Annotated in this window: 12 protein-coding genes and 1 pseudogene; 8 read left to right on the forward strand and 5 right to left on the reverse strand. The window is 42.1% G+C overall.

The window, feature by feature from the left end:
- The first annotated feature begins 71 nt into the window (after positions 1-71).
- The 6 genes from AC2A4J_RS17115 (at position 72) to AC2A4J_RS17140 (ending at position 8,067) form a co-directional block, all read left to right on the forward strand.
- A complete protein-coding gene (locus tag AC2A4J_RS17115; RefSeq protein ID WP_484176878.1) occupies positions 72-656 on the forward strand; it encodes a hypothetical protein in 585 nt (194 codons plus the stop codon).
- A gap of 147 nt (positions 657-803) precedes the next feature.
- Positions 804-2,054: an imelysin family protein gene (locus tag AC2A4J_RS17120; RefSeq protein ID WP_484176879.1), complete on the forward strand. Its 1,251-nt coding sequence runs from the start codon at positions 804-806 to the stop codon at positions 2,052-2,054.
- 90 nt (positions 2,055-2,144) lie between these two features.
- Positions 2,145-3,524, forward strand: coding sequence for a di-heme oxidoreductase family protein (locus tag AC2A4J_RS17125; RefSeq protein ID WP_484176880.1), 1,380 nt, complete (start codon positions 2,145-2,147; stop codon positions 3,522-3,524).
- Entirely contained in the window at positions 3,524-4,582 is a 1,059-nt protein-coding gene (locus AC2A4J_RS17130) for an imelysin family protein (protein ID WP_484176881.1), read from the forward strand. The genes AC2A4J_RS17125 and AC2A4J_RS17130 overlap by 1 nt, the downstream gene beginning before the upstream one ends.
- Positions 4,583-4,588: 6 nt before the next feature.
- Positions 4,589-5,704 (forward strand): DUF1513 domain-containing protein, encoded by a 1,116-nt coding sequence (locus tag AC2A4J_RS17135; RefSeq protein WP_484176882.1) that lies wholly within the window; start codon positions 4,589-4,591, stop codon positions 5,702-5,704.
- Positions 5,705-5,814: 110 nt separating this feature from the next.
- On the forward strand, positions 5,815-8,067 hold the full coding sequence (locus AC2A4J_RS17140) for an EAL domain-containing protein (protein ID WP_484176883.1): 2,253 nt from the start codon (positions 5,815-5,817) through the stop codon (positions 8,065-8,067).
- A 118-nt stretch (positions 8,068-8,185) separates the two neighbouring features.
- Here the strand turns inward: AC2A4J_RS17140 and AC2A4J_RS17145 are convergent, their stop codons facing one another.
- On the reverse strand, positions 8,186-9,496 hold the full coding sequence (locus AC2A4J_RS17145) for an OmpP1/FadL family transporter (RefSeq protein WP_484176884.1): 1,311 nt from the start codon (positions 9,494-9,496) through the stop codon (positions 8,186-8,188).
- A 347-nt stretch (positions 9,497-9,843) separates the two neighbouring features.
- Between AC2A4J_RS17145 and AC2A4J_RS17150 the strand changes: the two are divergent.
- Positions 9,844-10,991, forward strand: a pseudogene (locus AC2A4J_RS17150) (IS3 family transposase).
- Between the two features lie 123 nt (positions 10,992-11,114).
- Here the strand turns inward: AC2A4J_RS17150 and catA are convergent.
- From catA to AC2A4J_RS17165, 3 genes are all read right to left on the reverse strand, one after another.
- The gene (catA, locus tag AC2A4J_RS17155) at positions 11,115-12,032 is read right to left on the reverse strand and encodes a catechol 1,2-dioxygenase (protein WP_484176885.1); all 918 of its coding nucleotides are present in this window, start codon (positions 12,030-12,032) and stop codon (positions 11,115-11,117) included.
- Positions 12,033-12,104: 72 nt separating this feature from the next.
- Complete coding sequence (catC, locus tag AC2A4J_RS17160; protein WP_484176886.1) at positions 12,105-12,383, reverse strand: muconolactone Delta-isomerase; 279 nt, start codon at positions 12,381-12,383, stop codon at positions 12,105-12,107.
- 36 nt (positions 12,384-12,419) lie between these two features.
- Complete coding sequence (locus AC2A4J_RS17165) at positions 12,420-13,538, reverse strand: muconate/chloromuconate family cycloisomerase (RefSeq protein WP_484176887.1); 1,119 nt, start codon at positions 13,536-13,538, stop codon at positions 12,420-12,422.
- Positions 13,539-13,787: 249 nt separating this feature from the next.
- Here AC2A4J_RS17165 and AC2A4J_RS17170 point away from each other — a divergent pair, with 249 nt between their 5' ends.
- A complete protein-coding gene (locus tag AC2A4J_RS17170; RefSeq protein ID WP_484176888.1) occupies positions 13,788-14,690 on the forward strand; it encodes a LysR family transcriptional regulator in 903 nt (300 codons plus the stop codon).
- A gap of 18 nt (positions 14,691-14,708) precedes the next feature.
- Here the strand turns inward: AC2A4J_RS17170 and AC2A4J_RS17175 are convergent, their stop codons facing one another.
- The gene (locus AC2A4J_RS17175) at positions 14,709-15,509 is read right to left on the reverse strand and encodes an IclR family transcriptional regulator domain-containing protein (protein ID WP_484176889.1); all 801 of its coding nucleotides are present in this window, start codon (positions 15,507-15,509) and stop codon (positions 14,709-14,711) included.
- Positions 15,510-15,600: the final 91 nt, after the last annotated feature.

The raw sequence follows: 15,600 nt of genomic DNA on the forward strand, positions 1-15,600 counted from the left end.
CTATACAAATTTACTGTTTGGATATACAGTACTGTATAAATAAACAGTAAAGATATTTTAAGGATGTGGATATGATCAAGCTATTAAGCCCTACTCATACAATTCATAAAGTGGCACTTCTGGGTGTTATTGCCTTGGCTTTGTACGCGCCAGCAAAGGATCTGCTTCAATTTGCAGAAGCGCACTTTGCAAAAGAAACGATTCAGATTGTTGATGCTTCTTTTGGTACGAACATGCCTTGGCAGGAATCAAACACTTCGTATCTAAAAGTAAGTCAAAATGCACAGACGAGCTTATCTCGCTCTCAAATTATCTATACTAAATTACGCTTTACTAACCCGACATCTGAGCCGCAAACTTACCGTAAAATTTGGTTAAACTTCTCTCACGAGAATGGTGATCAGGAATACACAACAGATTACACTTTGTACAACACAGAAACTCGTCAGCGACTCATTGGGCAATCTGTTCAGTTGGGAGCAAATAGTAGTATTGATGTGGTGGCGGCTTATCGATTTATTCCTAGCTATAAGAACAAATCACCTATTAGCATGAGTGTTTCTTGGGAGGGGCAGAGCCTTTTAAGAGACAAAGCCTGTGAATACGATCTACAAAAAACGACAGGCAATACTTTTCAATACCAGTGCGGCAATTAACACCTCCGCACTATTCATGTAAAAAATGTGCAAACTTACTCATTGATAATCGTTTTCATTTCCAATATTATACTTGCACAAAATAATATTGGAGCTTCAGACATGAAACGATTGTTAACCCCCATCGCCATTTGCGTTACCGGTGCGATGCTTACCGCTTGCGGACCAGCAAACGTAAAACAAGAATCTACAGCAGTCACAGCGAATTCCGTTGTCGTTCACTATGCTGATATTGCAGAAGCTGTTTACGGTGACTCTTTACAAACAGCCAAAGCGCTTCGCTCCTCTATTGATACTTTTTTAGCTAATCCAACAGAAGCAAACTTAAAAGCCGCTCGAACTGCTTGGGTTGCCGCTCGCGTTCCTTATCAGCAAAGCGAAGTGTATCGCTTCGGTAATCCAATTGTGGATGAATGGGAAGGTAAAGTTAATGCTTGGCCACTAGACGAAGGCTTGATCGATTATGTAGCGGTAGACAGCTACGGTACAGAATCTGATCTAAATCCTCTTTATGCTGCAAATGTTATCGCTTCTAAAAGCTTAACAATTGGTGGTGTAAAAGTAGATACAACTGACATTACGCCTGAATTGATTGCCGACAGCCTTCAAGAAGCTGATGGCGTAGAAGCAAACGTTGCCAGTGGTTATCATGCCATTGAATTTTTGCTATGGGGTCAAGATCTAAACGGTACAAACCCAGGTGCTGGCGAACGCCCTGCTACCGATTTCGATCTTAACAACTGCACAAATGGTAACTGCGATCGTCGTCGTGACTACTTGGTAGCGGCTACTGATTTGCTTATTTCTGACCTAGAAGAAATGGCGAACAATTGGAAGCAAGGCGGCGCAGCTCGTGTTGCATTATTAGAGCAATCACCAGAGCAAGGTCTTTCTACTATTCTGACCGGCATGGGCAGTTTGGCATACGGTGAATTGGGTGGCGAAAGAACCAAACTTGGTTTGATGCTACACGATCCAGAAGAAGAACATGATTGTTTCTCAGACAATACCCATTGGTCACATTACTATGATGCTAAAGGCATCAAAAATGCTTACCTAGGTGAATACAAACGTGTCGATGGTAGCTGGGTTAAAGGCGCATCTTTATCTAACTTGGTGGCTAAACAAAACCCACAGCTAGATAAGGAAATGAAACAAAACCTTAATCAAACCGAAGCCGCTGCTCAAGCAATGGTCGATGCGGCAGCAAAAGGTCAAACGTTTGATGTTTTAATCGCCATGAATAACACTAAAGGCAATCAGCTCGTGCAAACTTTTGTAGATTCCTTGGTTAATGAAACCCGCTCTACGGAAGACGTTATTCATGAACTAAACCTTGAAGGCATTGCTCTAGAAGGGTCTGATAGTTTGGACAATCCAAGCGCCGTATTTCAATAGAGAGCAGATTTAACTGCTCCACTATAAAATAAACGAATGAGATGCCATGGAAGATGTGTCATTTAGTCAGTTAATGGTATTTGTCTATTTATGACTGCAAATTTAAAAAATGGTATTTTTTTAGTAGCTGGCGTTTACGCCAGCTTTTTTTGTTTCCAGAACACAGCTATTGCCAGTGATTATTCCACACCTCTTGCCAGTATTACGGTTGAAGACAAACTAGACTTCCATATTGGTAAAAATGTTTTTCAAAAGTTGTGGGTTCCAGCCCCATCTTCGACTACCGCTAGCGATGGCTTAGGCCCACTATTCAACACTCGCTCATGCAACAACTGCCATTTGAATAGTGGTCGCGGCCATGCTCCAGAAGCAAATATCAACGGCACATCCGTACCTTCTTTTTTAATTAAGCTTGGAAAGTCTTATCCTGCTTCCAACATCCAAACGAATAAAATCTTTTCTCCTGTTGGTGACAAACGCTACGGACATCAATTTCAAGGCCAAAGTTCGCCTGGCATTTTGCCTGAAGGCGATTATTACCTCACTTACAGCACACACACAGAAACACTAAACGATGGTACTGAGGTTATACTTAGAAAGCCGAACCTTCATTGGACCATACTGAACTATGGCGACTTCGAAGACAGCACTGGCTTTACCATGCTGGTATCACCCGCCTTAGTTGGTATGGGGTTATTAGATAATATTCCGGACAAACTCATTATATCTGGCGCCGATCCAGATGATAAAAACAACGACGGCATTAGTGGCCGCGTAAGCTGGGTGCTGAGTGACAAAGAAAAAGTTATTGGCCGTTTTGGCTACAAAGCAACAGCCACAAGCGTTAGTGCCCAAAATCAGTCAGCGTTTAATTCGGATTTGGGATTATCTACCCCTCTCAATCCAAAACCATCAGGTGATTGCACTGAATTCCAACGCGATTGCATGCAAAGCCCAAATGGCAATAGCTCACATTTAGACAATTTAGAAGTTGATAAACAGCAAACTAGACTCGTTGACCTTTTTGTATCATTGTCTTCCCCTCCTGCAATGCGCAATCTAACCAATAAAACATTTTTAGAGGGCAAACGCTTTTTTGATAATGGCCGCTGTGCAAGCTGTCATACCCCAAAGATGGAAACAGGAAATAGCTCAGAATTTGCCGTTTTAAATAATCGCACTTTCTACCCTTTTACCGATATGTTGTTGCACGATATGGGGCCTGAGCTCGCAGGTGGATTTCCAAGCTTTTCCGCAAGCCCAAGCGAGTGGCGAACAGCGCCTTTATGGGGAATTGGTCTATCAGAAAAAGTGTCAGGCCGTGTGAGTTTTCTACACGATGGCCGAGCTCAAACCATCGAAGAGGCCATTCTTTGGCATGGTGGAGAAGCGAATCAGAGCAAAGAATATTACAAAAATCTAAATAAAGAACAACGTGAAAAACTCATCTATTTTTTGGAGTCGCTGTAATGAAATATTTTCCAAAACTAATTGCCATAGCCATTAGCGCGTCCACACCGTTACTAGCGTCTGCTGGTCAGTGGCAAGGCCCACTTGATGGCATCGTTACCAATGTCGTCAAGCAAGGCTACGAGGCCTACACAGAATCGTCAAAGACATTACAAATTCGCACAGAAGAGCTCTGCGCTTCCCCTTCTAAAGCAAAGCTTAATGACGCACAAGAGGCTTTTCAGGCCAACGCTTTGGATTGGCAACAGGTACAATGGCTCAATTTTGGCCCCGTCACTTACTTTATGCGCTATTACGCTTTTGAATATTGGCCCGACAAAAAAGGCGTTACTCAACGCCAGCTTAGAGCATTAGCACAAGGTGATCCTGCAGCTATGGATGCACCGAAGTTTTGGACATCAGCCAGTATTGCAGTAAGAGGTTTAACGGCGATTGAAAGCTTGCTGTACCACCCTGATTTTGAGCCAACAAGATCTGCGGAGCATTGCCGATTACTTGAAAAAGTGGCCACTCATCATTTAGAAAGTGCTACTGCGGTTGCCAAACAATGGCAAGATGGAAAGGCACAAGACTGGGTATTCGATGAAGAAGGTACTGGCTTTGATTCCGAAAAAGTCGCCTTGGAGTTATTTTTGCAGCAATGGATCGAGCATATGTCGGCCGTCAAAGACGCCAAGCTCGAAACACCTATTGGTTATAACAGTCGCGAAAACCTAAAACTTGCCGAGTTTTATCGAAGTGATCTTTCATTAAGATCTATTCAAAAAAATCTGCAGTCTTACCGTGAAATTTATCATGTAGGCTCACCATCTCTATATGATCTAGCAAAGCAAACCAACCCGGTCCTCGCGGATCAGTTTGATGAACAGCTCACTCAGAACATAAAGTTGGCGCTTCAATTGCCAAGAGACTTCTTCCATGCAAACCATACGCAAGAAGAACGCATCTCACTGGCAAAACCACTCGTGAAATCTATCTCTAACAGCCAATCTTATTTATCAAGCATGGTCACTCAACTAGGTTTCCAGATTGGTTTTAACAGCAGAGACGGAGACTAACCTAAGATGCTGACAAGACGGTCTTTCCTTGCGATGAGTGCCTTGAGCGGTGCAGTCGTTAGTACGCCATCATGGGCAACATTAACCCAACAACATTCCGGCAAGAAGCTCTATGCCTCTGCGTATTCTTTAAATAAGAAAGAACATTTTTTTGGCCTGTTCAAAGAAAATGGCGATATTGCTTGGAGTACTCAGCTGCTAGATAGAGCCCATGCTCCTGTTATCCACCCGAGCCAGAGCATTGTTGGTATTGTTGCGCGAAGACCTGGCTTCTTTATGGATTTCTTTGATGTATCCACTCATCAAAAAATTACTCGCATCAAGCCAAGTAAAGACCATCATTTTTATGGTCATGCCCTATTTACTTCTGATGGTAAGCGCTTAATTACCCAAGAAAACCATTATCCGACAGGACAAGGCAAAATATTTGTGCGCGATTGGCCAAGCGGTCAGGTACTTCATTCTTTTAGCAGTAACGGAATTGGCCCTCACGAGTCCGTACTTTTAAATGACCAAGTGCTGATTATTGCCAATGGCGGACTAATGACGCACCCAGATGAAGATCGAAAAATCTTAAATCTAGATACCATGAAACCTAATGTTACTTATCTAAATCTGCAAGATGGTACTGTTTTAAATCAGTCCGCCAATAGCGCTGATTTACATCAGTTGAGCATTCGACATCTTGACGTTAACCAACAAGGAACCGTTGCTTTAGGTTTTCAATATCAAGGTGAGATGTGGGACCAAGTGCCATTGGTTGCTATATCTCGTCTTGATCAAGCAGAGCTTGAATATCTGCCGATTCCGGAAGAAGTGCGAGTCCGCTTTAAGCAATATTGCGGCAGCGTTTGCTTCGATAGTTCAGGTGAAATACTTGCCATCAGCACCCCAAGAGGCGGCTTAGTTGCCTACTGGCACGTGAGTTCAAAAACCTTTCTTGGCGTTGAAAATTGCCGAGATGTTTGTGGTCTTGTTGCGACAGATAACGCCTATGAGTTTTTATTAACAAGCGGCATAGGCTCTCAGCTAAAAAGCAATCCTGTCCAAAACGTCAGCAAAGTGATCAAAAAACATCCTAACGTACACTGGGACAATCATTTAAGGCAAATTAACGCATAATTTTTAATTTAAATTATAAACTAGCGTAGTCAAGTTCTTGATTTTTAGGTACTGTCTATTGAAAGCCGCAAATAACTGCGGCTTATTTTTTCGCATTATGAAGTTTATTAATGTTTATCAATTTTCTTAAGAATTATTTTTTAGTAGATTCAGACTCCTCAATAGAGGGCGATGAAAAAGCATTTCAACAAAGCGCCCTGCGTATCTTAATCGCGCTGACGATCTGTATTTTTTCGGTTTCAGAAGTACATTATCTAATTACTTATCAAGACCTCACTTTTTTAGGCATCAATAGTACGTACCTTTGCCTCCTTGGTGGACTTCTTTATTTCAGTAGAAAATACGCCAAGATTACAGCGATTCTATTTCTTATTACCCTAATCACAACCAGCTTTCTTCTACTGACGTTAAGCGAAGAGTTTCATGCTGCAAAATACGCATTAGTATCTTTGTATTCCCTGCCTCTCATTACTCGCCTACTGTTCAGCTTCAGAGCCTCTTTAGTAGCAATGGTTGCCAATATATATCCTTTTTACTTAATGACGAGCAACGGGCTAGATAACGGCCAAACCGATATCGCCTCGTCTTTTTACTTTCAGTTACTGACCTTTGCAACGCTCAATCTAGGCTTACCGCTAGCAGTCTCTAGAATCATTCATACACTCGAAAACAATGCTTCTCACATGAAGCTGCTTTATCAAAAGCTAAATGACAATTACGCAATGTACGAAGAATTTTTTGAGAACACAGGGACACCAACCCTATTATGCGATCAACGAGGGCGAATACTTAAGGCCAATCAATTGGTTCGAGAGCTACTAACAGATTCCCCTAAAACCCATATTTCTGATTCTACTATTACTGACTGGCTAGCCCCTCTCGGTGATACAGGACGCTTTTTTTGGCAATCAAACGTAGCCGAATGTACGTTAAAACAAAAAACTAACGTACACATTGAAATTCGTCGGGCCTCATTAACCCAACACGGCTACTATGTTCTTCATCTGCAAAATACGACTCAGTTGCGGGCAATACAGCAAGAACTAGAAAACACGCAACAAACCAATAGTCGCTTAGCACATTTCGATTTACTGACTCTGCTTCCAAACCACAGACACTTTTGTAGACAGGTTAATCAACGCATAAATGAGCAAGACAAGCATTTAACAGGCGCGATGTTTATTATCCGTATTAGTCAATTCAAATTGCTCAATAAGCAATATGGCAAAGACAGCGCCAACAAGGTTATTCTCAATTTTTCAAAGACTCTGCAAAAGAAACTTTCAAAACAAGCTATTATAGGTCGTTTACGCGGAGTGAAATTTTCTTGCTTTGTTCCATTAGGACAAACCTATTTAATCCAAAAAAACCTCTCAACTCTCATTCACTCCGTTCTGCCGAGCCAGATAACGGTTGATGGAAATAAACTCAATATAGATTATCAAGTTGGGATCGCCTATTACCACACGGATGGCAGAACAGCAGAAGAACTGTTAGAGCACTGTGAAATGGCTTTGGAGTATTCAAACAGCACCGGTCGCTTCTCGTACTACAACCATGATCTTGAACACAAACTCGTTGAAGAACACAAACTTGGCTTAAAGCTCAGTACAGCGATAAAGAATAAAAAGGTCGCGATTTGGCTACAACCACAGGTATCTCCAAATGGACAAATATGCTCCTTTGAAGCCCTCGCCAGATGGCAATGTGATGGAAAGTTTATTCCACCCACAACCTTCATTAAAATTGCCGAGAAATTAGGGCTACTTCCACTTCTTGCCGAAAACCTAGTACTGGAACTCGTCACTACTCTAACTGAGTGGCATAAAGAGCACATTCACACGCCTATCGCATTCAATTTAGCTGGCCAAGAGCTAATGAATGATTCTTTCTTTGCTTTGTTGATGACGTTAATTGCTGATAACTCATGGCTTGGGGACATGCTTGAGCTTGAGATCACAGAAACTAGCCCTGTAATGACTCACCCGCTCATACATAAGCGTTTAAGAAGCTTATCGCAATATGGCTACTCCATTGCCATTGATGACTTTGGCACGGGCCAAGCCTCTCTAGGACAACTTGTAGACATCCCTGCCAACATCCTCAAAATAGACCGTCGCTTTGTTTCACCACTACCTGGTGACCAACGACATGTAGATATAGTGAAATCCACCATACAGCTTGCCGAGTCCCTTGGCATGAAAGTCATCGCTGAAGGTATAGAGACAAAAGAACAAGCCACTCTGCTAACTGCTTTAGGCTGCCAAACACTACAAGGATATTATTTTGGTAAACCGTCCCCTATGTCAGACTGGACAGAAAGCAATAACGCCAAAGCCAAAGAGCTGCGTATGGTCTATTAAGATCAAACCAATAAGATATCAATATCTCAAAGAACACCGTACCCCAGACACTAAAAAGCCAGAGTTCAAATTGAACTCTGGCTTTTTTAAACGCAATAACAATTTATGTAATGATAAATTAGAACGCCATATTCATCGCGACAGAAACAACATTAGCTGAAGATTCATAATCTGCACTATATGTACCACGTGCAGCATCTTCCCCTGTACCATCTCGGTCAACAGACACATCTTCGATCATCACATGGGTAAACGAAAAAGTCGCAGACGTCATTTCATTGAAGTCATAAGTTGCGCCAACTGAAACCCATTTACGGTCGCCATCTGGCGTTCGAGCCGAACGATACTCATCCGTTGCTGGTGAGTTATCCATTGCCAAACCGGTACGTAACGTCAACTTATCAGAGTATGCGTAGGTTAAACCCGCAGAATACATCCATTGATCATCAAAGCCGAATTTAAGTCTAGAATTAGATTGACTACTATCAAAATCGATATTAATACCCTCTTCCATCACTCCCCAACCCGTCCTGATGGCCGTTAGCCCTAACACCAATTTTGGCGTTAAATCTTGCTCAAGACTGATAGACAAAACCGAAGGAAAAGTTATCGAGTCACTAACATCTGCATTCTCTAAATTTGCAGCTGAATTTAGAAAAGCTAAGGCTGCGGCACTGCCTTTGTATTTGACATCACCTTCAAAATCAAACTCAACCTCACTGCGATAACCTAAACCAATACGAGTACCCTTTTTCGGCTCTAACATTACACCTAAAGCATATCCGTAACCAATATCATCAGCCTCTATACGACCAACCCCTTCACGATCTGCTGCCGTAGTTGAACCTACAGCAGACTCTAAAACAACTTCTGCACGATGAATCTGTACACTGGCACCAGCGGAGACCCAGTCATTAACACGATGAGCAAGAGAAAAGCTCAAAGCAATGTCTTGAATACCCGTTTCAGTGGCATGAAAGCGCCCCTTCCAATCTTGTCCATAGTCACCAGATAGTCCAAATGGAACATTCAAGGAAACACCAAAAACAGTTTTATCCGATAGCGGCTTTGCAAAATAAAAAGCTGGGACCAATGTATTATCGACTGAGTCGTTGTTAGTGGAGGATCCAGAAATAGAAAGAGCACTAGATAGTGGATCAGTCGCAGAAATATTACTTACATCCATACTCGGCATGACATAAGCACCCGATACATAGACGGTCGTTTCATTGGCATTTACAAATAACGCAGGGTTCCAAAAGCTAGCAGAGATGTCTTCATTAGACGCTGCCACCCCACCTAAGGCTTTACCTGAGGCTGTAGCACTGTGATCATTTAAAGCAAAACCAGCTGAATAGGCTGATGACGCCGCTGCCACAGAAGCAGCAACGAGACTTGCTTTAAACAAGAATTTTGAGGAGGTAGTCATAAATAAGCTCCATTGTTATTTTTATTGGAAATTTTATTTTTTAATCATTAAGTCAATTATACGCTTCAAGTATAGAAGCACATATCCTGATATTACCAGCAAGTATTTCTTAAGCAATACAATATTTACACAATAGTAGGCTAAAAAGGACAAAAAGTGATGCGCAACAGATGAGAGCTCTCTGAAAAATAACTATAAGAGATTTAATTTGTAAGGAAATCGTAGAGAAATGTATTTTGTAGGATGAAAAAATAAGAGAAAAATCGGGTAGGAGTTGTAGCGGCACAGTTAATTTGGCCATCTAATTAGAGGTGCTAATATTCACCAATAGATAATTAGGTGACAACATGAGTAAAAGGCCAAAGCTTAACTTTAGTCTGGAATTTCGACTAGAAGCCTCACAGCTAGGCATTGACCAAGATTACAACGTCCGAGAAGCCGCAGAAGCTATGAATGTCGGTTATTCAACAATGGAGTCAATTGAAACAAGAACGAGATGAAAGCACTAAAGCCACTCCGATGACGCCCGAACAGTTAAAGATACGAGAGCTTGAAAAGCGTATTCGAGACATTGAAATGGAAAAAGATACTCTAAAAAAGGCTACCGCTCTCTTGATGTCCGACTCCCTGAACAGTTTTCGATAACCGAAAACTTAAGAAGAGCTAACCTGTCAAAAACCGTGTGATGTGTTTAATGTAAATTGAAGTAGCTTTCACCATTGGAAACAGCGCTCTAAGCAGCCTACTAGCGCTAAAAGAATAGCGAAAACAGTCTTGGTGTAAGAGCTTTTTGATAAAAGCGAAGGCTCAGGTGGTACTCGTAGTATCTCCGATATGGCGGCTGATAAAGAAACGCCATTAAGTCGCTACAGAGTCTGGCACTTGATGAAAAAGCTAGGACTAGAGAGCTGTCAAACACAAAATCACACCTATAAAAATACGGGGAATGCATATCTTGATGTACTAAGTTATTTAGACCATCGTTTCAATGTTGAGGCACCAAACATTGTATGGTGTGGAGATGTGATTTACATTTGGACAGTGAAACGTTGGACCTATCTTGCCATGGTGATGGATATTAATGCTCGTAAGCCAGTTGGTTGTGCCATGTCTCTGTCACCAAATAGTGAGTTAACAAGTAATGCATTGAAAATGGCGTATAAACGTCGTGATGTTTCACAGTGATCAAGGCAGCCACTATACCAGTTGTGATTTCAGACAAACGCAGTGGCAATGCCAAATGACTCAAAGCTTAAGCCGACGTGGAAATTGATGGGATAATGCCCCAATGGAACAATTCTTCAGAAGCTTAAAAATAGAATGGGTGCCACCGTATGGTTATCACTCATTTGAACAAGCTAAACACCATATCATGAAATACATCATCGATTATTACAGTCAGTTAAGTCCTCATCAGCACAATGCTGGTATAAGTCCAAATAAAAAAGAAAAACAGTATTGGGTTAACTATAAAGCGGTGGTTAGTTTTACTTAACCACTACACTTATCCTAGATAAATAGATTAATATACTTTTTAAAGCCGTTTAAACCCTTACCAAATTTAATAGTAAAGGTTTAAACATAACTATCTAAATATAAGATATTTTATGATACGTGGTCAGTCAATGGTCGCTCTTGCACGAACATGCTTGTCTTCTAGTTCTGTTTTATCGGTTTTTAGAACATCTAGGTTAAACTCAACGTCTAAATATTCATCATTAAAACCATGGCTATTATCATTTAGTGTCGTTGCCTCTACGACCAATTCGTCACGAGTCGCAAAAGCGAAATCGTCATAGGTGTATTCATCACCCGCTAAGTTGATCTGCGTAGTTAGATGCTTAAAGCCTGGTTTAGAAACAAAGTAATGAATATGAGCAGGACGATTACCATGACGGCCAAGCTGACGAAGAATCCTCATTGTAGAGCCATCTGGTGGGCAGCCGTAGCCGTTTGGCACAATACTACGAGCTTGGTAGCAGCCCTGTTCATCCGTTACGATTCTGCGACGTAGATTAAATTCACTTTGTGTAGGATCAAAATAAGAGTAACCACCTTTCGAATCTGCATGCCAAATATCGACAATCGCACCAGCAACTGGATTACCATCTTCATCCAATACTTTGCCGTGAAGCCACATGCCCTGCCCCGGCGTTTGGCCATCGTCCATGCGTGCTTCACCATCAGATATTGGAGCATTCTCTACATACAGAGGGCCTTCAATAGTGCGCGGGGTTCCACCAAGTAGACCCGCTGCTTCGTCTTTAGCGTCTTCACGAATATCTAGGTAATGATCAAAACCTAGACCCGGAGCTAGCAAAACCGCTTCTTTATTAGTACCCAGTTCATTAAGGTAATTCACGCTATGCCAAAACTCATCTGGAGTAATGTCTAGGTCTTCAATCATCTTATAGATGTCTGACATTAAGCGAAAAATGATTTCTTTCGTACGAGGGCTACCCTGGTCATTATCCAAGCCAGCCACTTTTTTCAATAGGGTTTGTACTGCTTCTGTTTGAATTGTTTTAACAGTCATTTCAATCTCTCCGCTTCTGTGTGCCATAACAGCACTTTTATTAAATGTTGTTTTTGTTTTAAATAGTTAGCGCTATTTTATGGAAGATGGATGTTGACATAAGGCTGTCACTTCCATCGTCATAAATGGGTACAAAGGTAAGCCTGTAAGGATTTCATGCAAATGAGCATTGTCTTTCACATCAAAGATACTCACATTTGAATACTGTCCGACAACCCGCCATAAGTGCACCCAAATCCCAGCTTTTTGTAATTCTTGTGAATAATTCTTTTCCTTCAATTTGATTGCATCTGCCTCTGCAACCGGAAGATCTTTCGGAATATTCACCATCATTTCAACTTTAAAAAGCATGTTCATTTCCTCATGATTGTTTGCGTTGGTGCTGTGTTATTTACGTCGATAAAGGGCCAGCTTTTCTTCGTCAATTTCAATACCTAAACCAGGCGCATCCGGTACATCTACCCCATTGTTATGGTAGCTAAGCGGCTGTTTTATAATGTCATCTTGCAAAAGAAGAGGACCAAACATTTCACTTCCCCAATGCAATTTCGGTAAGGTAGACCAAGCATGTATTGACACCGCAGTACCAATAGAACCTTCTAATAAAGTACCACCATATAATTCCATACCTGACGCAGATGACACGGTAGCCGCATAAAGCGCTTCAATTGGTCCACCCGCTTTGGCAATTTTCAATGCAATACCACCATTAAACCCCCGCTGAGCAAGCTGGAAAACATCTGAGGCATCAGCAACACCTTCATCCGCCAAAATAGGAATCGTGAATTTTTGTGATAATCGGACTAAAGCGTCCCATTCTTTTGCAGGGGTTGGCTGTTCAACTAAGTCCACGCCCGCTTCTTGAAGCGCCGCCATACCTTTTGCTGCTGTTGACTCATTCCACGCTTGGTTTACGTCGACTCGCACACTCGCACTATCGCCCAATGCCGCTTTGATAGCCGCCACATGAGCTACATCGTCATTAACATGTCGAGAACCGATTTTTAGTTTGAAGTCGCAATGACGACCACAAGCGATCAGTGCTTTTGCTTCTGCAATGTCTTTATCTGTATCGCCAGAAGCCAATACCCAAAGACAGGGAATATGTTGATGAATAGCGCCGCCCAAGAGAGTAGAGACAGGAACTCCTAAATGCTTGCCTTGCAAATCCAACAATGCGGTTTGCAAAGCTGATTTAGCAATCATATTGCCTCGTACAGACATGCTTAAACGTTGAATAAGAAATTTTATGCTATGGAGTGGCTGATCGAAAAGCAAAGGAGCAAGGTAAGTATCGATGTTCATTTTAATACTTTCTGGGCTTTCTGGGCCATAAGCCAAACCGCCAATAGTAGTGCCTTCACCTAAGCCTTCACGACCTTGATCATCCTTGATACGAACAATCACCATGGTTTGCACAGCCATAGATGTCATGGATAATTTATGAGGGCGAATCGTGGGAATATCTACAAGCATTGTTTCAATATTAGTAATTTTCGATGTCATGCTAAGGTGCATCCGTTTATTGTTTCTGCTTACACTAGACTCCCTCGAAACAGAGAACAAATATCAATTTAGTTCCTAGCGATACCTAAAAGGTATTGATTTGTTATCCTATTTGATCTTAGCTGTAAGCAAGAAACACAAAGCATAAAAAACATAACTACATTTTTTCATTATAAGTAACTCAGCTTTATTATGATTATTTGAAGCAGCCAATAACCATTTGGTTACTCACAATACCTTGGAGGTATGATGGAGCTAAGACATCTACGTTATTTCTGTGCGGTTGCTGAAGAGAAAAACCTCACTCGCGCCGCTGAAAAACTCTTTATTGCTCAACCGCCATTAACAAGACAGATAAAACAGTTAGAAGAAGATGTCGGTGCGCAACTTTTTGAGCGCCACTCCCGAGGATTAACACTGACGCCCGCAGGAGAATATTTTTGGGAACAAGCAAAACAAATGCTGGCGAAGGCCGATATGGTCATTGAAAATACTTGCCGAATTGCAGAGGAACAAAAAGCCGTCTTCAGCATTGGTTTTGTTCCATCCGTGTTTTACGGCCAATTACCCTCCTTAGTGAGAGATTTACGCCAACAAACTAACGCGGATATTTTGCTGCATGATTTAAAAACCGGTGAGCAAATCGAGGCGTTAAAAACAGGTAAAATTGATATTGGTTTTGGTCGCTTAACCATTCCCGACGAACAAGTGGAGCAAACTACCTTATTCCAAGAACCCCTGTTAGTGGCATTACATGTTGGCCACCCTCTTCTTAAAAAAGGCGAGCCGACTCTGGAAGCACTGGCGAAGATGCCGATGATTTTGTATCCGGCAAACAAAGCGGCGACGCCTACCTTCGCGGATATTTGTACTTCATTGTTTACCAGCCGAGGTCTGACCACAAAGGTGACTCAACAGGTCAATGACCTACAAACAGCTTTGGGCTTGGTGGCTTCGGAGATGGGGTTTGCTCTGGTGTCCGAGCAAGTAAGGCATTTTGGACGAGATGATGTGGTGTTTATTCCTTTGCAGGATAAGTCCATCACCTGTCCTGTTATTTTTAGTCGTAGAAAAGAACCTATGGATTCCATTACGGCGCTAGCCGTCAAGATCCTCGGAAAACTGATTGAGAATCAGCCAAACAGTTTATGACGATTCACGACCACAATGCTATTTGGTATGCAGCCGAATCTGTTCTGCTGCCTCCTGCAGGGCAGGTAAGCATTCTTCTATCAAGGTTTGATGGCTTACTCGCGATGCATTAGTACTCAGGTTAATCGCTCCAAGCAAGGTTCCATCAAAAGTGAACGCCGGCACAGCTAACGAACGCAAGCCAAGATCAAGTTCTTGATCCACTATACAGAAATTCTGCTCCGCGACCTGTAAAAGCATCTGCTCAAAAGCAGGCTTATCGACAATGCTATGCTGAGTGAACGCTTCAAGAGAAACATTGTTGAGCCAGTCTTTTTGTTCTTCAACCGATAACTTCGCAACCAACATACGACCCATAGAAGTATAAGCCGCAGGCAACCGTGTACCAGCGCTTAAAGTGATAGACATCAAACGATGGGCTGCTGGTGAGCGAACCACATACATGATGTCTTGTTGATCCAGCACAGCAAGAGACGATGATTCACCGAGTCGTGCGGTGATGTCATGCAGATAATGCTCAACCACATTAAGATGATCGTTACTGGCATTATAGGCGTAACTGAGCGCTAAGACTTTTGGCGTTAACATGAACTGCCGCCCTTCCCGCTTAATGTATCCGAGCGCATGCAAAGTCAGCAAAAAACGTCGGGCTTTGGCTCTGTCCATGCCGGTTTGTTCAGCCACTTCAGACAGCGTCATTTCTTTATGTTGCGGATCAAACGCCATGATGACATCCAGTCCTGATGCCAATGCACCTACATAATCTCTATGGTCCGGTGACAGCTTTTCCTCATTCATACCCAGTTTACTCATTGCCATTAATAACCCCGCCATTATTTATGATTCATCACAGGCTCGCTAGAGGGAAGAGACTTTTCATCGTGTTTTTTATCAAAATCCTGAGAAAAAA

The sequence above is a fragment of the Marinomonas sp. ATLA20 genome (genome assembly GCF_057180105.1).

What these genes read in the sequence shown, in the direction of transcription:
- AC2A4J_RS17115 (WP_484176878.1), top strand. Translation starts at nt 72, where the DNA reads ATGATCAAGCTATTAAGCCCTACTCATACAATTCATAAAGTGGCACTT.
- AC2A4J_RS17120 (WP_484176879.1), top strand. Translation starts at nt 804, where the DNA reads ATGCTTACCGCTTGCGGACCAGCAAACGTAAAACAAGAATCTACAGCA.
- AC2A4J_RS17125 (WP_484176880.1), top strand. Translation starts at nt 2,145, where the DNA reads ATGACTGCAAATTTAAAAAATGGTATTTTTTTAGTAGCTGGCGTTTAC.
- AC2A4J_RS17130 (WP_484176881.1), top strand. Translation starts at nt 3,524, where the DNA reads ATGAAATATTTTCCAAAACTAATTGCCATAGCCATTAGCGCGTCCACA.
- AC2A4J_RS17135 (WP_484176882.1), top strand. Translation starts at nt 4,589, where the DNA reads ATGCTGACAAGACGGTCTTTCCTTGCGATGAGTGCCTTGAGCGGTGCA.
- AC2A4J_RS17140 (WP_484176883.1), top strand. Translation starts at nt 5,815, where the DNA reads ATGTTTATCAATTTTCTTAAGAATTATTTTTTAGTAGATTCAGACTCC.
- AC2A4J_RS17145 (WP_484176884.1), bottom strand. Translation starts at nt 9,496, where the DNA reads ATGACTACCTCCTCAAAATTCTTGTTTAAAGCAAGTCTCGTTGCTGCT.
- catA (WP_484176885.1), bottom strand. Translation starts at nt 12,032, where the DNA reads ATGACTGTTAAAACAATTCAAACAGAAGCAGTACAAACCCTATTGAAA.
- catC (WP_484176886.1), bottom strand. Translation starts at nt 12,383, where the DNA reads ATGCTTTTTAAAGTTGAAATGATGGTGAATATTCCGAAAGATCTTCCG.
- AC2A4J_RS17165 (WP_484176887.1), bottom strand. Translation starts at nt 13,538, where the DNA reads ATGACATCGAAAATTACTAATATTGAAACAATGCTTGTAGATATTCCC.
- AC2A4J_RS17170 (WP_484176888.1), top strand. Translation starts at nt 13,788, where the DNA reads ATGGAGCTAAGACATCTACGTTATTTCTGTGCGGTTGCTGAAGAGAAA.
- AC2A4J_RS17175 (WP_484176889.1), bottom strand. Translation starts at nt 15,509, where the DNA reads ATGGCAATGAGTAAACTGGGTATGAATGAGGAAAAGCTGTCACCGGAC.